This window comes from Streptomyces sp. NPDC029674 (assembly GCF_044903205.1).
Classification (GTDB): Bacteria; Actinomycetota; Actinomycetes; order Streptomycetales; family Streptomycetaceae; genus Streptomyces.
On the sequence record NZ_JBJDPY010000011.1, the window covers coordinates 96203 to 113186 of the forward strand.

The window sequence follows — 16984 nt, forward strand, 5'->3', positions numbered from 1 at the left end:
ACAGCACAGCGGGGCACGGCGGAACAGAGACCGAAGGGCCCCCTCGCATCTGCACCGTGCGAGGGGGCCCTTCTCCTGCGTACGAGAGTCCGCGTACGAAGGTGTGAGTATTCGGGACCTCAGTCCCCGATGAGCGCGTCCACGAACGCCTCCGGCTCGAACGGGGCCAGGTCGTCCGCGCCCTCGCCGAGTCCGATCAGCTTGACCGGCACGCCCAGTTCGCGCTGCACGGCGACGACGATGCCGCCCTTGGCGGTGCCGTCCAGCTTCGTGAGGACGATGCCCGTGATGTCGACGACCTCGGCGAAGACCCGCGCCTGCACCAGGCCGTTCTGCCCGGTCGTGGCGTCGAGGACGAGCAGCACCTCGTCGAGCGGGGCGTGCTTCTCGACGACGCGCTTGACCTTGCCGAGCTCGTCCATGAGGCCCGTCTTGGTGTGCAGCCGGCCCGCGGTGTCGATGAGGACGACGTCCGCCCCCTCGGCGATACCCTCCTTGACCGCGTCGAAGGCGATCGACGCGGGGTCACCGCCCTCGGGGCCGCGGACCGTGCGGGCGCCGACGCGCTCGCCCCAGGTCTGCAGCTGGTCGGCGGCGGCGGCGCGGAAGGTGTCGGCGGCGCCGAGGACGACCGAGCGGCCGTCGGCGACGAGGACGCGCGCGAGCTTGCCGGTGGTGGTGGTCTTGCCGGTGCCGTTGACCCCGACGACCATCACGATGCCCGGCGTCTCCAGGCCGGACTCGGTCTTCACGGTGCGGTCGAAGTCCGTGCCTGCGCCCGTGCCGAGGAGCGCGATGAGCTCCTCGCGGAGCAGCGTGCGCAGCTCGTCCGGGGTGCGGGTGCCGAGCACGCGGACGCGCTCGCGCAGCCGCTCCACGAGCTCCTGGGTGGGCGCGACGCCGACGTCCGCGGTGAGCAGCGTGTCCTCGATCTCCTCCCAGGTGTCCTCGTCGAGGTGCTCGCGGGACAGCAGCGTGAGCAGTCCCTTGCCGAGCGCGTTCTGCGAGCGGGAGAGCCGGGCGCGGAGCCGGACCAGGCGGCCGGCGGTGGGCTCGGGGGTCTCGATCTCCGGTGCGGCAGGCTCCTGGACGGCCGGTTCCTCGACGACGACCGGGGCCGGAGCCGTCGGTTCGACGAGGGGAAGATCCACCTCCTCGATCGTGCGGCGCGGTTCGTCGCGCGGCGTCTCGGCCTCGTCGCCGACCTTCGGTTCGGCGGGAGGGGCGGTGATGGTGGGCGTGCTGGACGGGGCCTGCGGGGGCAGCTGCTTCTTCTTGCGGCTGCCGATCACGAGCCCGCCGAGCGCGCCGATCACGACCACGGCGATGACTACAGCAAGGATGACGATTTCCATAACCCGTCCAGTATCGGCCATGGCCCCCTCAGGGGCCCAGATTGTGTTTTCCTCCAAAGAACATAAGCCTTGAGAAGGCACTACTCGGACTAAAGTACGATGGAGCTCGCCGCATCAACGCGCGTAGAGTCCATCGCGATCACCCCCACCGACGGATCGCGACGTTGCGAGCCGAGCGAGAGGCACGGACCATCCCCCATGAGCAGCACCACCGCCGAATCCGAAGGCGCCCTCGAGACGCGCGGCCTTGAGCCCGTCCCGGACGCCGAGCGCACGGGCAAGACCCGCGAACTGTTCCCCACCTGGGTGGCGGCCAACATCAGCGTCCTGCTGCTCACCATGGGCGCCGGCCTGATCGTCTCCAACGGCCTGAACTTCTGGCAGGTTCTGGTCGTCGCGCTCGTCTCGCCCCTGCTGAGCTACGGCATGGTCGGCCTGATCTCCGTCGCCGGCAAGCGCGGCGGCTCGCCGGGCATGACGCTCTCGCGCGCGGTCTTCGGCCAGCGCGGCAACCTCTTCCCCGGCGCGCTGATCTGGGTCGCCCGCTGGGGCTGGGAGACGATCAACGCGGTCACGGGCGCGTACGCGATCATCACGGTCCTGGACATCTGCTTCGGCGTGAAGTCGAGCACCTGGCTGACCGTCGTGACGCTCGTCGCCTTCGTCACCTGCACGTTCCTGATCAGCGGCCTCGGCCGGAAGATCCTGCACATCTGCAGCACCTGGTCGACGTACGCCTTCGGCGCGTTCAGCGTGCTCGTGCTCGTCTACCTCCTCGCCGAGACCGACTGGTCCGCCGTCTTCGACAAGCCCGCGGGCTCCACCGCGATGATGGTCGCGGGCGTCGGCACCATCGCGGCGGGCGGCATCAGCTGGGTCCCCACGGGCCCGGACTTCACCCGCTACCTGCCGCGCAACGCCTCCAACAAGCCGCTGGTCGGCCACGCCATCGGCGGCGCCGGAATCGTCGTCGTGCCGATGGTCCTGATGGGCGCCGTCATGGCGGTCTCCGACCCCAAGCTCTCCTCGGCGCAGGACCCGGTCTCCTTCCTCGGCGAGCTGCTGCCGATGTGGATCGCGGTGCCGTACCTGCTGATGGCCCTCATCGGCATGCTGCTGATCAACTCGATGTCGATGTACTCCGCGGGCTTCACCGCCATGACGCTCGGCATCAAGGTCCCGCGCGCGTGGGCGGTCAGCGTGAACGCGGTCATCAGCCTGATCTTCGGCTACATCCTGATGAACGTGGCGACGAGCTTCATGGGCTCGTTCATCTCCTTCCTGACTCTCCTCGCGGTCGCGTTCTCCGCCTGGATCGGCGTCTTCGGCATCGACATGCTGCGCCGCAAGACGTACGACGGCGAGGCCCTGATGGACACCAAGCGCACCAGCGCCTACTGGTACAAGGCCGGCTTCGCCTGGCAGGCCATGACGGCGTGGGCGATCGCCCTGGTGGTGGGCCTGCTCTTCACCAAGGTCGACTGGTTCAGCGGCCCGCTCGCCACCTCCTGGCTCGGCCGGCACGGCCTGGGCTGGCTGATCACGATCGCCGTCGCCGCCGCACTGTACGCGGTCCTGCCGAAGACCCCGCTGGTGGAGAAGGACGCGGCGGCCGGCAAGGGCGACGACACCGAGCTGGTCTCCGCCTGATCCGCGCCAACTTCCGTACGGGACCACTCAACTCTCGTACGAGGGTATCCATCTGATATCGCGTCAGCTAACGTCCCCCTTCGCCGCCCACGCACGGTGAAGGGGGACGTTTCCATGCCCGCCACAGTCGTACGTTTCAACCTCGTCGATCCCGCGGCGACGCCCGCCTCGCTGAGTGAGCGCTACCGGACCGCCCTGGAGATGGCCGCATACGCGGACGACCGCGGCATCTCCACGATCCAGACCGAGGAACACCACGGCGCCGAGAACAACTGGATCTCCTCGCCGTTCACGTTCGCGGGCGCCGTCTTCGGCGCCACCCGGCGCATCACGGTGACGGTCTCCGCGGTCATCGGGCCGCTGCACGACCCGCTGCGGCTCGCCGAGGACATCGCCGTACTGGACCTGCTGAGCGCGGGACGCCTGGTCACGGTGGCGGGGATCGGCTACCGGCCCGAGGAGTACGAGCAGTCGGGCGTCGACTGGAAGAGCCGCGGGAAGCTCCAGGACGAGCTCCTGGAGACGCTGCTCAAGGCGTGGACCGGCGAGCCCTTCGACTTCCGCGGCCGCACGGTGCGCATCACGCCGCGCCCCTTCACCCGGCCCCACCCGCTGCTCCTTGTCGGCGGCTCGTCGAAGGCGGCGGCCCGGCGGGCGGCCCGGCTCGGCCTGCCGTTCTTCCCGAGCGCCCATCTGCCGGAGCTGGAGGCGTACTACAACGAACAGCTCGCGGCGCACGGCACCGAGGGCTGGACGATGATGCCCGCCACCGAGACCCACCTGCTGCACATCGCCGACGACCCGGACCACGCCTGGGCCAAGCACGGCGAACACTTCCTGCACGAGGCCCGCACGTACGCCTCCTGGCAGAGCAAGGACATCCGCTCGGCGGTGAAGTCGGCGGCCACCACGGTGGAGGAGCTGCGCGCCGAGGGCGTCTACCGGATCCTGACGCCCGACGAGTGCGTGACGTACGCGAAGAGCGGCGCGGGCAGCCTCATCCTGCATCCGCTCTCCGGCGGCATGCCCGTCGACGAGGGGTGGCGCAGCCTGCACCACTTCTGCGAAAACGTACTGCCCCGGCTCAAGGACAAGTGAGCACGAGTCCTTCAGCCGGGGCAGCTTCCTGAAGAGGAGGGGGCAGCGGGGGTTTAGCCCATCTCCTCCAGGGCCTTGCCCTTCGTCTCCTTGACGAACTTCATGACGAAGGGGATCGAGATCGCGGCGAAGGCGCCGTAGATGATGTACGAGCCGGTCAGGGACCACTCGGACATGCTCGGGAAGGTCTTGGTGATCGCGAAGTTGGCGAGCCACTGGGCGGACGCGGCCACACCGAGCGCGGCGGCGCGGATCCGGTTCGGGAAGATCTCGCCGAGCAGCACCCAGACGACCACGCCCCAGGACAGGGCGAAGAAGAGCACGAAGGCGTTGGCGGCGATGATCGCGGTCAGGCCCTGCGCGTTCGGCAGCGAGACGTTGTCACCGGAGCCGGTCTTGTACGAGAACGCCCACGCCATGGTGAACAGGGCCGCGGCCATGCCCGCGGAGCCGATGATGGCGAGGGGCTTGCGGCCGATGCGGTCGACGAAGATCATCGCGATGACCGTGCCGATGATGTTCACGATCGACGTCTCGAACGAGTACAGGAACGAGCTGGACGGGTCCTTGCCGATCGACTGCCACAGCTGGTTCGAGTAGTAGAAGATCACGTTGATGCCGACGAGCTGCTGGAAGACCGAGAGGCCGATGCCGATCCAGACGATCGGCAGGAAGCCGACCTTGCCGAGCAGGTCCTTGAAGGACGGCTTGTGCTCGCGGTGCAGGCCCTTCTCGATCTCGTCGACGCGCGCGTCCAGGTCGATGGAGGTGCCCTCGACCTCGCCGAGCACCTTCTTGGCCTCGGTGTGCCGCCCGGCCGAGATCAGGAAGCGGGGCGACTCCGGGATGATGAAGGACAGCAGCCCGTAGAGCAGCGCCGGGACGACCATGACGCCGAGCATCCACTGCCAGGCCTCCAGGCCCGCCAGCTTGCCGCGCTGGTCGCCGTCGGCCATGTTCAGGATGCCCCAGTTGACCAGCTGGGAGACGGCGATGCCGATGACGATGGCCGCCTGCTGGAAGGAGGCGAGCCGGCCGCGGTAGGCGGGCGGTGCGACCTCGGCGATGTACGCCGGGCCGATCACCGAGGCCATGCCGATGCCGATGCCGCCGATCAGGCGCCACATCGTGAGGTCCCAGGCCGCGAAGGGCAGGGCCGAGCCGACGGCGCTGGCCGCGAAGAGGACGGCGGCGATCTGCATGCAGCGGATGCGGCCGATGCGGTCGGCGATGCGTCCGGCGACCGCGGCACCGACGGCACAGCCCAACAGCGCGGTGGCGATGATCCAGCCGAGCATGTTGGCGTCGACGTCGAAGCGGTGCTGGATGGCGACGGTGGCGCCATTGATCACCGAACTGTCGTAGCCGAAGAGGAAGCCACCCATCGCGGCTGCCGCCGTAATGAAGATGACATGGCCGAGATGGTCCGGGTGAGCCTCTCTGGCTCCGGACTGGGGCGCCTGCGATGTGCTGGTCACGTGTACTCCTCGGGCCACCGGCAGCGCTGCCGGGGGTGGGGGCGAGCTCTTCAAGTGGCGCACAACTTCGCGCCGCCCACCACCTGAAGGTAAAAGCAACGTTGCAGAGACTATGCCTTCAAGTTTCGAAGTCAATAGGTGGGCTGCTGTGAAATTGAGGGCACTCTGAGGCCGCTTGTGTTCAAGCCTTGAAGTCGTGGAGGGGGGCTAGCGGAGGCGCTGGCTGATGACCTTGGAGACGCCGTCACCCTGCATCGAGACGCCGTACAGCGCGTCGGCGACCTCCATCGTGCGCTTCTGGTGCGTGATCACGATGAGCTGCGAGGCCTCCTGCAGCTCCTGCATGATGCGGATGAGCCGCTGCAGGTTGGTGTCGTCGAGCGCCGCCTCGACCTCGTCCATCACGTAGAACGGGCTGGGCCGCGCCTTGAAGATCGAGACGAGCAGCGCCACGGCCGTCAGCGAACGCTCACCGCCGGACAGCAGCGAGAGCCGCTTCACCTTCTTGCCGGGCGGCCGGGCCTCCACGTCGATCCCTGTGGTGAGCATGTTGCCGGGATCGGTCAGGACGAGCCGCCCCTCACCGCCGGGGAAGAGCCGCGAGAAGACGCCCTCGAACTCCCGCGCGGTGTCGTAGTACGCCTCGGTGAAAACCTGTTCGACTCGTTCGTCGACTTCCTTCACCACCTGGAGAAGGTCGGTCCGCGTCTTCTTCAGGTCTTCGAGCTGCTCGCTCAGGAACTTGTGGCGCTCCTCCAGGGCCGCGAACTCCTCAAGGGCCAGCGGATTCACTTTTCCGAGCTGCTGATACGCCCGTTCGGCTGACCGGAGCCGCTTCTCCTGCTCCGCGCGGACGAACGGCACCGGAAGGTTGCGCGGGTGCTGCGGGTCGTCGGGCAGCTCCTCCCCGTCGGCGGGGGGCGAGGGCGGCACGGGCTGACCGGGGCCGTAGTCGGCGACGAGCCCCGCCGGTTCCACACCGAGTTCCTCCAGCGCCTTGGTCTCCAGCTGCTCGATCCGCAGCCTCTTCTCGGCACCGAGTACCTCGCCGCGGTGAACGTAATCCGTCAGTTTGTCGAGTTCGGCCTTGAGGTCGCGGCCCCGCCCGCGCTCGGCGACCAGATCCCGCTCCCGCACCTCCTTGGCGCGCTCGGCGGCGGCCCGCTCCTCCTGCGCGCGTACGAGGGAGACCTCGACGTGGGCGAGCAGCTGGCGCCCGCCGGACGCGACGGCGCCGGCGACCGCGGCCTCGTGGCGCAGCCGCGCCCTGCGCTGCTCGGCACGCGCGCGTGCCTCACGTTCGGCACGGGCGGCCCGGTCCAGGGAGTCGGCGCGGCCGGCGAGGGCCTTCACCCGCTCCTCGTGCGTACGGGCCTGGAGCCTGGCCTCCATCTCGGTCTGCCGGGCGTTGGCCCCGTCGGCGGCGAGCCGGTCTCGCACGGAGGTGTCGGGCTCTTCCTCTGTACCGGAAGGGGACGCCTCCTCGGCGACGGCGAGCCGCTCGGCGAGCTCCTCCGCCTCCTCGACCGCCTTGTCCAGCGCGTCCTGCGCCTTGGCCGCGGCGGCGGCGGACCGCTCGGCCTCACCCGCGGCGCCCCGCGCCTGCCCGGCGAGCCGCCCCAACTGCTGTGCCACGGAGGACTTCTCCCGGTCGGCGGCCCTGCGCCGCTCCCCCAACTCCTCGACGAGCGCGGCACATTCCTTGCGCCGCTCCCCCGCACTGCGCTGCGCCTCGGCCAACTCTTCGCACTGCGCGGCGAGTTGCTCCAGCTCGGCGGCGGCCTCGTCGACGGATGCCTGCACCTCCAGCAGGCTGGGTGCCCCGGCGGACCCGCCCTGCGCGAAGTGCGCCCCGAGCAGGTCCCCTTCGGCGGTGACGGCGGTCAGCTCCGGGTGGGCGTAGACCAGGTCCTCGGCGTCCTCCAGGGTTCCGACGGCGACGATGCCGCGCAGCAGCCGCCGCACCGCGGGCATCAGCTCGTCGGGTCCCCGCACGAGATCGGCGACGTACGGCGGCCCGTCCGGACGCTTCGCCTGTACGTCCTCGGGTGCGCCGCCGAGCAGCAGCGCCGCACGCCCCGCGTCCTGCTTGCGGAGCAGCCGGATGGCGTCGGCGGCCGTACCCGGACCGTGCACGGCGATGGCGTCCGCCCCGGCGCCGAGCGCGGCCGCGACGGGCACCTCGTAGCCGGGGGCTACGGTGAGCAGGCTCGCCGCGGGGCCGAGCAGGCCGGTGAGCTGGTCCTTCGCCGCGAGCAGCGCGCCCGTGCCGTCCTTGCGGCGCAGGCCGAGCGCGAGCGCCTCGTGCCGGGCGGCGACCGCGGCCCGCTTGCGCTCGGCGCCGGTCGCCGCCTCCCGCGCCGCGGTCAGCGCGGCCTCGGCCTCGGCGAGCTCCCGCTTCGCCGCGTCGTGCCGCTCACCGAGCTCCACGTCGTCCGCGTCGAGCCCGTCGACCTCGGCCTTGAGCTGCTCGTACTCCTCCTGGGCCGCGACCGCGCGCTCCGCGGCCTCGTCCCGCGCCACGGCGAGCCGGTCGATCTCGGCCTGGGCGGACGCGGCACGCGAACGGGCCGCGTTGACCTGTCCGGTCAGCCGTGCGAGCCCCTCACGCCGGTCGGCGATGGCCCGCGCCACGTCCTTGAGGCGGCGCTCCTCGGCGGCCAGCTGCCGTTCCAGTTCGGCCCGGTGGGCGACCGTGTCCTCCAGAGCGTGCTCGGCGGCCTCCAGGGCGGCTTCGAGCTCGGCCTCCTGTTCGCGGATGCGGGCGGCCTCGCGCTCCATGTCCTCGGGGTCGCGGCCGCGCCGCTCCTCGGGGGGCGCGGCGGTGGCGCTCTTGACCCGGGCCTCGGCCAGCGAGACGGTGCCGCGCACCCGCTCGGCCAGCTGGGACAGCTCGTACCAGGTCTGCTGGGCCCGCTGCAGCCGCGGTGTGAGGCGCCGCACCTCTTCTTCCAGCTGGGCCTCGCGCTGCACGGCGGCCTTCAGCTCGGCCTCCGCGCTCTCCTTGCGCTCCTTGAGCGCGGCCTCGTCGGCGACCTCGGCGTTCAGCGCCTCGCGCAGCCGTACGAGGTCGTCGGCGAGCAGCCGCAGCCGGGCGTCGCGCAGGTCGGCCTGGATGACGGCGGCCCTGCGCGCGACCGCGGCCTGCCTGCCGAGCGGTTTGAGCTGGCGCCGCAGTTCGTCGGTGAGGTCCTGCACACGCGCGAGGTTGGCCTGCATCGCGTCGAGCTTGCGCAGCGCCTTCTCCTTGCGCTTGCGGTGCTTCAGGACGCCCGCGGCCTCCTCGATGAACGCGCGGCGCCCCATCGGGTCGGCGTGCAGCACCCCGTCGAGCTGCCCCTGGCCGACGATGACGTGCATCTCCCGGCCGATGCCGGAGTCGGAGAGCAGTTCCTGGATGTCGAGGAGTCGGCAGGTGTCGCCGTTGATCTGGTACTCGCTGCCACCGTTGCGGAACATGATCCGCGTGATGGTGACCTCGGCGTACTCGATGGGCAGGGCGCCGTCGGAGTTGTCGATGGTGAGGGAGACCTCGGCGCGGCCGAGCGGGGGCCGCCCGGTGGTGCCGGCGAAGATGACGTCCTCCATCTTGCCGCCGCGCAGGGATTTGGCGCCCTGCTCGCCCATGACCCAGCTGAGCGCGTCCACGACGTTGGACTTGCCGGAACCATTGGGTCCGACGACACAGGTGATGCCCGGCTCGAACTTCAGCGTCGTCGCCGACGCGAAGGACTTGAAGCCGCGCAGGGTCAGGGCCTTGAGATGCACGCCGTCGGACTCTACCTGTCGTTGTCCGTTTCACCGATGAAGGTGCAGGGCACATCAGACGGTAAAGAGAGCAGCGTAAACCGGGCCGCCGATAAAGCGGCGCACCGGCGCAAGAAAGAAGGGACGCCGAAGCGTCCCTTGCAGATCTGGTCATGCGGCCGACAGGCCGCCTGGCCATTTGCTTACTACGGGCCCTTAGGGAAGGCCCATGTGCTCGTCAGCGGACAGGGGTCAGGTGAGCGCAGGCTCCGCCTGGGGTACGTCGATGCTCTCCAGGAGCGATTCGTGAGAAGCGGCAGCCGCCAGCGCGTCGTTCTCCGCCTGGATCCGAACGAGCTCGGATTCCAGGTCCTGGACGCGCTGCTGGAGCCGTCGCATCTCGGCGAGGAGTCGCGGGTCGCTGCCGCCGACGTAACCGAGAAGCGCCTTTGCCATGATGGATGGTCCTCCACACTGAGTGACCGACCGAAGCGGTGTGGGTCGTGAGGGAATCGCACCCGCGGTGCTTGGCACTCATTGTTTCGCTGGGTCTTGCTGGCCGTTCTCACATGCCAAACAGCTAAGGTGCGCGGGGCTTCCAGAGTCTCACCAAAAAGTTTGACGGTCAACACGATCACGCCCCGTATTGGCGGGCGACCCGGGGGCGCGCGGCCTCGGAACGGGCGGCGCTGCAACTCCTTCGGGGCCCTGGGGGCGTGGAGATCATCCTTACCCCGGGAGCCTGCCACGGCAAGCCCTTCTTGGCAACCACCAGGTCTTTTCTGCCTCAGACAGTTGCCCGGGACACTCGTCCGGCGCCGTGGCACTTCCCTCTCGTCGCCTTCGCGCGGGTCACGTCAGCGGATGGCGAAGGTGTCGTATATGCCGCGCGGTGTGTCCCAGATCTCGGTGACGCCGTCGACCCGCCCGGGTGTGTCGCCCTCACGAAGCCAGTCGAGCAGTTTCTGGCAGCCGGCCAGGGGCCCTTCGGCGACGACCTGCACGCGGCCGTCCTCCAGATTGAGAGCAAAACCACTCAGGCCGCCGATCTCCAGCGCCTTGGCCCGCGTGAACCAGCGGAATCCCACGGCCTGCACCCGTCCGCGCACCCAGGCGGTGAGTCGCACCTCTTCGTTCATGGGTGCACGCTAACCGGCCAATTGCTCTGGGAGCACTTCGTCCCCATGCGTCATCGCGTACAGTCGCGGATCGATGAGCCTCACTCATACGGGTGAGTCACGTTGACCGCAGGACGAAAGGCCAGGAGATGGGACGCCACCGACGCTCCGGCGCCGGCCTGCCCGCCGCCACCCCTGAGGACCACCCGGGGGCGGTGTCGCACCGCCGCAGAGGCCGGGCCGCCACCCCCGTGCGCACGGGTCTGCTCGGGGTCTCCGCCGCCGTCGCGATGGGGGCCGTGGCGGTCGCCGCTGGCGTGCTCCCGGGCAGTGACAACTACCGGCTGGGCGGCGGGGACGACCCGGGCAAGGTACGCTCTGCGGCCGCTCCCACCGAGGTGGACACCCAGGGCGGTGCGGGCGCCGACGCCGACCGCGACCGCGGTGAGCCGTCGCCGAGCCGCGGCACGGACCGCTCGGAGGCGCCGAAGCCGACGCCCTCCAAGGCCGACCCGAAGCCCTCGAAGACGCCGTCCGAGAAACCGTCGGCGCGGGCACCGAAGCCGGAGCGCCACAAGAAGCCGACGCCGACGCCCCCGTCCCGTACGCCCGAGGAGAAGCCCAAGGCTCCCCCGGCGAGCTCGCAGCCGTCGTCCGACGAGAGCAGCGCCGAGGCCGCGGTGCTCACGCTGGTCAACCAGGAGCGGGCCAAGGCCGGCTGCCGGCCGGTGCGGGCCGACGACCGGCTCGCGGCGCTGGCCGGCGACTTCAGCGCGGACATGGCGGAGCGCGGCTTCTTCGACCACACGGACCCGGACGGCGCGACGCCGTGGGACCGCGCGGAGAAGGCCGGCATAACGGACCTGGGCGGCGAGAACATAGCCCGCGGCCAGGCCGACGCGCGGTCCGTGATGGACGCCTGGATGAACAGCTCCGGCCACCGGGCCAACATTCTCAACTGCGACTACAAGACCCTCGGCGTCGGCGCGCACTTCGCGCCGGGCGGCCCGTGGTGGACGCAGGACTTCGGCTTCTGAGTCTCGGCCCACCCCCTCCGGCGCTAACTATTCGAAAGCGCTGCGCGGACGTACAGTGTCCGCATGGAGTCCATGGAGTCCTCTGACCTGGCGTACGACGTGTTCTCCCGGCAGTGTCCGTCCCGGAGCACGCTGGAGCACGTCACCGGGCGCTGGGGCGCGCTCACTCTCGGAGCGCTGCACGACGGCACGTTCCGCTTCAACGAACTGCGCCGCCGTGTCGACGGCGTGAGCGAGAAGATGCTCTCCCAGACGTTGCAGGCGCTGGAGCGCGACGGCCTGGTGCACCGCGACGCGCAGCCGACCAACCCGCCGCGCGTGGACTACCGGCTCACCCCGCTGGGCCGGGAGGTCGCCGAGCGCCTGCTGGCCCTGATCCACTGCGTGGAGGGCCGGCAGGACGACGTGCTGCGGGCGCGGGAGCGCTACGACGCGACGCGCGGCGCCCGCTGACAGCGCGGGCAGAAGTAGCTGGACCGGTTCATCCATGGGTGCCGGCGGATCGCGGCGCCGCAGCGGCGGCACGGCTCGTTCTCCCGGCCGTAGGCGTCCAACGACCGGTCGAAGTAGCCCGACTCACCGTTCACGTTGACGTAGAGGCTGTCGAAGCTGGTGCCGCCGACGGCGAGGGCCGCGTTCATCACGTCCCGTACGTGGCCCAGGAGTTCGGCGGTGCGCGGGCGCGTGAAGGTGCCGGTGGGCCGCTCGTAGTGCAGCCTCGCGCGCCACAGCGCCTCGTCCGCGTAGATGTTGCCGACGCCGCTGATCAGCGACTGGTCGAGCAGCGCCCGCTTGATCGTCGTACGACGGCGGCGCAGCGCGAGATGGAACGCGTCGTCGTCGAACGCGCCGTCCAGCGGATCCCGCGCGATGTGCGCGATGACGTCCGGGAGCCCGTCGGGGGTGTTGTCGTGGAGCGAGAGCCCGCCGAAGGTGCGCTGGTCGACGAAGCGGAGCTCGGTGCCCTGCACATCGTCGAAGCGGACGCGGATCCGCAGGTGCTTCTCGTCCTCGGCGTCGTGCGGCTGCACCAGCAGCTGACCGCTCATGCCCAGGTGGGCGAGGACCGACTGCGCGGAGTCGGCGAGCGGCAGCCACAGATACTTGCCGCGCCGCCGCGCGAGCCCGATCCGGTGCCCCTTCAGCCGGTCCCCGAAGTCCGCACCGCCCGCCACGTGCCGCCGCACCGCACGCGGATGCAGCACCTGCACGTCGGAGACGACCCGCCCGCTGACCCAGCGCTCAAGGCCGCGCCGGACGACTTCGACTTCGGGCAGCTCGGGCACGGGGCTCCTCTACTGGTACGCGGGGGGGGGGCGGGAATCGGCAGCGTATCGCGTGCCTCCCGCCACGCGTGAACCCCCGCAGGACCGAGGTCCCACGGGGGTTCACAAGGAAAGAAGGTCAGGCCGGAGCGGCGTCCGAAGCCGAGGGGGTGTCGGCGATCCCCTCCGCCTCCGCCGCGGCCTCAGCTGCCTTGGCGCGCTCGTCCGCATCCGCGCGAATGGCGCGCCACGCGGACTCGGCGGCCTGCTGCTCCGCTTCCTTTTTGCTGCGGCCGGTGCCGGTGCCGTACGAGACGCCTCCGACGCGGGCGGCAGCAGTGAAGGTCTTCTCGTGGTCGGGGCCGCTCTCCGTGACGAGGTACTCGGGCACGCCGAGGCTCTCCGTCGCGGTGAGCTCCTGGAGGCTGGTCTTCCAGTCCAGGCCCGCACCCAGGTTCGAGGACTTCTCGATCAGCGGGTCGAAGAGCCGGTGCACCAGCTCACCCGCAGCGTCCAGACCCTGGTCCAGATAGACCGCGCCGATCACCGCTTCAAGGGTGTCGGCGAGGATGGATGCCTTGTCCCGGCCTCCCGTGCCCTCTTCGCCCCGGCCGAGCCGGATGAAGGAGCCGAGTTCGAGGCCGCGGCTGACCTCCGCCAGCGCACGCGAATTGACCACCGCGGCCCGCAACTTGGCCAGCTGGCCTTCGGGCAGGTCGGGGTGGGTGCGGTACAGCGTGTCCGTGACGACGAGGCCGAGGACGGAGTCACCGAGGAACTCCAGACGCTCGTTCGTCGGCAGGCCGCCGTTTTCGTACGCGTACGAACGGTGGGTCAGCGCGCGCACCAGAAGGGCGGACTCGAGCTTGTACCCGAGCCGCCCTTCCAGAAGCGTGTGGGACGAGGCCGTTGTCTCCGCCAATTTCTTGGCGTCTTCCGCCTTCTTGGGGCTAGACACGGTGCCTCTCACCAGCCGCTCAGACCTCGAGGACCTGGCGCTTGTTGTAGGTGCCGCAGCTCGGGCACGCGATGTGCTGCTGCTTGGGCTCCTGGCAACGCTCACACGAAACCAGGGTGGGGACCGCAGCCTTCCACTGCGACCGGCGGTGGCGCGTGTTGCTGCGCGACATCTTCCGCTTCGGAACAGCCACGGCTACTTCTCCTGCTTCTCGTCGACGCCCGCTTCCGCTTCGGCGCCGCTCATCTCGTCCTTCTCGCCGTCCTGGATGGTGCCAGCGAGTCCCTGCAATGCCGCCCAACGGATGTCGACGGCGTCATGGTGGTGGTCCGGGTCGTCCGCGAGCCGTACTCCGCACTGGGAGCACAGGCCCGGACAGTCTTCCTGGCACACCGGCTGCATCGGCAGTGCGAGCACCACCGCATCACGCAGCACAGGCTCGAGGTCGAACATGCCGTCCTCGAGAAAGAGCCTGCCCTCGTCTTCCTCGGCGTCGTCGGCCGGTTCCGCGGTGCGGCCCCGGTCGTCGGCGTCAGGGTACGAGAACATCTCCTGGAAGTCCGCGTCGAGCTCCAGCTCGAGCGGCTCCAGACACCTTACGCACTCCCCCTCGGCCGATGCACGGGCGGTGCCTGTGACAAGCACCCCTTCCATGACCGACTCGAGACGGACCTCCAGCTGGACCGGGGCGCCCTGCGGCACTCCGATGACCCCTTCGATGCCGAAGGCGCTCGGCGGGCCGGGCGCCTCGATCTCGCGGGTCACCCGCAGCATGGCACCAGGACGCCGACCCAGCTCGTGTGTGTCGAACACGAGGGGGTTTCGGTGGTCGAGGCGCGTGCTCAGGGCTTCTCCTGCTTTCGAATCCGGGAGGTCAAGGAGGGCCGCCGCGCCGATGCCTCACAGATGAGGCCCTGGTGGGCAGCCTGGATCGCGGACGTATGCGCGACCGAAGAGCCAGGATACTTGACCTTTCGCTCTCGGCCCAATCCGGCCCGATGCCCGTTAGCGCCCCTGTTCGTACTGGCGCAGCTGCTCGGCGCTGATCATGGTCGTGTCGAAGAGGCTGGCCTCCTCGAGCACCGCCGGCGCCTGCGCCGCCGGTGTCTCGTACCGGGGCTGCTCGTAGGGCTGCTGCTCCTGCTGCGGGTAGCCGTACTGGTCGTGCTGCTGGTACGCGTACGGGTCCTGCTGGCCGTACGGCTGCTGGTACGCGTACGGGTCCTGCTGCTGGTACCCGTACGGGTCGGGCTGCTGCTGCGGGGGCGCGTACGGCTGCTGGGCCGGGATCGGCGGGGCCTGGACCGGTGGGGCCTGCGCGGGCTGCGGAGGCACGGCCTCCGGCGCGGCCGCGGGGCCGGCGAGGTCCGCCAGGTACTCGGCGTCGGTGGTGTGACCTTGCGTGCCGGTGCTCTCGCCCAGGGTGCCCAGCTCGTCGGCGGGGGCCCGGCCGTGCAGGGTCTGGCGGCCGCGGCCGACCGCCTCCAGCGTCTTGGCGAGGACCGCCTCGAAGGCGCCGAGCTTGGCGTCGACGTACGCGTCGGCGTTGCGGCGCAGGGTCTCGGGGTCGTGGCTGCGCTCGGGGGCGTCCTCGTCCTCGTACCCGTTCTCGTCGAGGCCGGGTCCGGTGCCGAGGAGCTTCTCGCGGCCGCGGCCGACCGAGCCGAGGGTCTTGGTGAGGACGACCTCGAAGTTGGCGAGCTTGCTGTCCACGTAGTCGTCGGCCTCCACGCGGACCTCCTCGGCGGCCTGGCGGGCCTCGGCGAGGATGCGGTCGGCCTCGCCCTGCGAGCGGCGGGCGACCTCGGTGTCGGAGATCAGCGAGCCACGCTCGGCGTGCGCGCTCTCGATGATCCGCTCCGCCTCCTGGCGGGCCTGCTCGACCAGCTGCTCGCGGCCGCCGATGAGCTCCTGCGCCTGGGCGAGGGAGCCCGGCAGCGCCTGGCGCACCTCTTCGAGCATCGAGAGCAGATCGGCGCGGTTGACCACGCACGAGGCCGACATCGGCATGGACCGGGCGCTGCCGACCGCCTGGACGATCTCGTCGATCTTCTTCTGCACGTCCACCGTGTGCTCGCCACTCTCTACAGCTGGTTGGGAGACGGACGGGACGACTGTAAGGCCAGTGGCCGCCCGTCCGACACCGACTGACGCGCTGTCAGCTCACGTGCGGGTGGGTCACTTCTTGCCCAGGCGTTCGACCAGGGCCTCGTGGACGACCGGCGGCAGCAGGTGCGCCACGTCGCCGCCCCAGGCCGCGACCTCCTTGACCAGCGAGGAGGAGAGGAAGCTGTAGGTGGGGTTGGTCGGGACGAACAGGGTCTCGACGCCCGAGAGGCCGTTGTTCATCTGGGCCATCTGGAGCTCGTAGTCGAAGTCGCTGACCGCGCGGAGGCCCTTGACGATGGCGGGGATGTCGCGCTGCTTGCAGAAGTCGACGAGGAGGCCGTGGAAGGACTCCACCTCGACGTTGCCGAAGTCGGCGGTGACCTGGCGGATCAGCTCGATCCGCTCCTCGATCTCGAAGAGGCCCTTCTTCGACTGGTTGATCATCACCGCGACGTGCACCACGTCGTACAGCTTGGAGGCGCGGGCGATGATGTCGAGGTGTCCATTGGTGATGGGGTCGAACGACCCCGGACAGACGGCGCGGCGCATCGTGAGTCCCTCGCTCTCCGGTCCGGTCATGGCGCGATCACTGAGTCGTCGCACGTAGAGGCGGCGCGACCGTACCAAAACGTCCCTTCGCCGTAGCGACGGGACCTGAGGGCCTCGAAACCCTCCGGCCAGCCGAAGACACCGCCTCTTGTACTGCGTTCAACGGTGACGAGCGCGTCGTCCGTGAGCCAGCGTTCCGAGCGGAGTGTGAGGAGGATCTCCCGAAGATCGTCATCGGTGACGGCGTACGGAGGGTCGAGGAACACCAGGTCGTACGGGGTCGCGGGGGCACCCCCCTGGACGATCTGGGCGGCTTTGCCCGCCCGCACCTCGGCGCCGGGCAGGCCCACCGCCTTCACGTTCTCCCGGATGGTGCGCGCCGCGCGGGCGTCGGCCTCGACGAGCAGGGTGTGCGCGGCGCCGCGGGACAGTGCCTCCAGGCCGACGGCTCCGGAGCCCGCGTACAGGTCGAGGACGCGGGCCCCGTCGAGCGTGCCCTGGAGGGCCTGCCAGGTGGAGAAGAGGCCCTCGCGCGCGCGGTCGGACGTGGGGCGGGTGCCGTTGCCCGGCGGGACGGCCAGGCGGCGTCCGCCGGCCGTGCCGGCGATCACGCGGGTCAT

The 16984-nt window shown here is 70.2% G+C and carries 16 protein-coding genes; 4 read left to right on the forward strand and 12 right to left on the reverse strand.

Going from position 1 to position 16984, the window contains the following annotated elements; translation table 11 throughout:
* Nucleotides 1-119 precede the first annotated feature (119 nt).
* Nucleotides 120-1355 (reverse strand): signal recognition particle-docking protein FtsY, encoded by a 1236-nt coding sequence (gene ftsY, locus ACI2L3_RS25650; RefSeq protein WP_404754740.1) that lies wholly within the window; start codon nt 1353-1355, stop codon nt 120-122.
* 198 nt (nt 1356-1553) lie between these two features.
* On the opposite strand from ftsY, the gene ACI2L3_RS25655 reads away from it, so the two are divergent.
* Nucleotides 1554-3005, forward strand: a complete 1452-nt coding sequence (locus ACI2L3_RS25655) for a cytosine permease (RefSeq protein WP_404754741.1) — start codon at nt 1554-1556, stop codon at nt 3003-3005.
* Between the two features lie 114 nt (nt 3006-3119).
* The gene (locus ACI2L3_RS25660) at nt 3120-4103 is read left to right on the forward strand and encodes an LLM class flavin-dependent oxidoreductase (protein WP_404754742.1); all 984 of its coding nucleotides are present in this window, start codon (nt 3120-3122) and stop codon (nt 4101-4103) included.
* 53 nt (nt 4104-4156) lie between these two features.
* Here the strand turns inward: ACI2L3_RS25660 and ACI2L3_RS25665 are convergent, their stop codons facing one another.
* From ACI2L3_RS25665 to ACI2L3_RS25680, 4 genes are all read right to left on the reverse strand, one after another.
* Complete coding sequence (locus ACI2L3_RS25665; protein WP_404754743.1) at nt 4157-5581, reverse strand: sugar porter family MFS transporter; 1425 nt, start codon at nt 5579-5581, stop codon at nt 4157-4159.
* Nucleotides 5582-5788: 207 nt separating this feature from the next.
* The gene (gene smc, locus ACI2L3_RS25670) at nt 5789-9349 is read right to left on the reverse strand and encodes a chromosome segregation protein SMC (RefSeq protein WP_404754744.1); all 3561 of its coding nucleotides are present in this window, start codon (nt 9347-9349) and stop codon (nt 5789-5791) included.
* Nucleotides 9350-9580: 231 nt separating this feature from the next.
* Complete coding sequence (locus tag ACI2L3_RS25675; RefSeq protein WP_098245029.1) at nt 9581-9784, reverse strand: hypothetical protein; 204 nt, start codon at nt 9782-9784, stop codon at nt 9581-9583.
* Between the two features lie 401 nt (nt 9785-10185).
* Entirely contained in the window at nt 10186-10467 is a 282-nt protein-coding gene (locus tag ACI2L3_RS25680; RefSeq protein ID WP_404754745.1) for an acylphosphatase, read from the reverse strand.
* Nucleotides 10468-10595: 128 nt separating this feature from the next.
* Here ACI2L3_RS25680 and ACI2L3_RS25685 point away from each other — a divergent pair, with 128 nt between their 5' ends.
* Together ACI2L3_RS25685 and ACI2L3_RS25690 are read left to right on the forward strand one after the other, a co-directional pair.
* Nucleotides 10596-11483 (forward strand): CAP domain-containing protein, encoded by an 888-nt coding sequence (locus ACI2L3_RS25685; RefSeq protein WP_404754746.1) that lies wholly within the window; start codon nt 10596-10598, stop codon nt 11481-11483.
* A gap of 63 nt (nt 11484-11546) precedes the next feature.
* Nucleotides 11547-11936, forward strand: coding sequence for a winged helix-turn-helix transcriptional regulator (locus ACI2L3_RS25690; protein WP_404754747.1), 390 nt, complete (start codon nt 11547-11549; stop codon nt 11934-11936).
* On the opposite strand, the gene mutM is transcribed toward ACI2L3_RS25690, so the two are convergent.
* From mutM to rsmD, 7 genes are all read right to left on the reverse strand, one after another.
* On the reverse strand, nt 11909-12769 hold the full coding sequence (mutM, locus tag ACI2L3_RS25695) for a bifunctional DNA-formamidopyrimidine glycosylase/DNA-(apurinic or apyrimidinic site) lyase (protein WP_404754748.1): 861 nt from the start codon (nt 12767-12769) through the stop codon (nt 11909-11911). The two genes, ACI2L3_RS25690 and mutM, sit on opposite strands and share 28 nt — an antisense overlap.
* 118 nt (nt 12770-12887) lie before the next feature.
* Nucleotides 12888-13718, reverse strand: a complete 831-nt coding sequence (gene rnc / locus ACI2L3_RS25700; protein ID WP_404754749.1) for a ribonuclease III — start codon at nt 13716-13718, stop codon at nt 12888-12890.
* Between the two features lie 7 nt (nt 13719-13725).
* The gene (gene rpmF, locus ACI2L3_RS25705) at nt 13726-13899 is read right to left on the reverse strand and encodes a 50S ribosomal protein L32 (RefSeq protein ID WP_026165248.1); all 174 of its coding nucleotides are present in this window, start codon (nt 13897-13899) and stop codon (nt 13726-13728) included.
* 2 nt (nt 13900-13901) lie between these two features.
* Entirely contained in the window at nt 13902-14552 is a 651-nt protein-coding gene (locus ACI2L3_RS25710; RefSeq protein ID WP_404754896.1) for a YceD family protein, read from the reverse strand.
* Between the two features lie 159 nt (nt 14553-14711).
* A complete protein-coding gene (locus ACI2L3_RS25715) occupies nt 14712-15773 on the reverse strand; it encodes a cell division initiation protein (protein ID WP_404754750.1) in 1062 nt (353 codons plus the stop codon).
* Between the two features lie 111 nt (nt 15774-15884).
* Nucleotides 15885-16364 (reverse strand): pantetheine-phosphate adenylyltransferase, encoded by a 480-nt coding sequence (gene coaD / locus ACI2L3_RS25720; RefSeq protein ID WP_223779214.1) that lies wholly within the window; start codon nt 16362-16364, stop codon nt 15885-15887.
* Between the two features lie 26 nt (nt 16365-16390).
* Entirely contained in the window at nt 16391-16984 is a 594-nt protein-coding gene (gene rsmD / locus ACI2L3_RS25725) for a 16S rRNA (guanine(966)-N(2))-methyltransferase RsmD (protein ID WP_404754751.1), read from the reverse strand.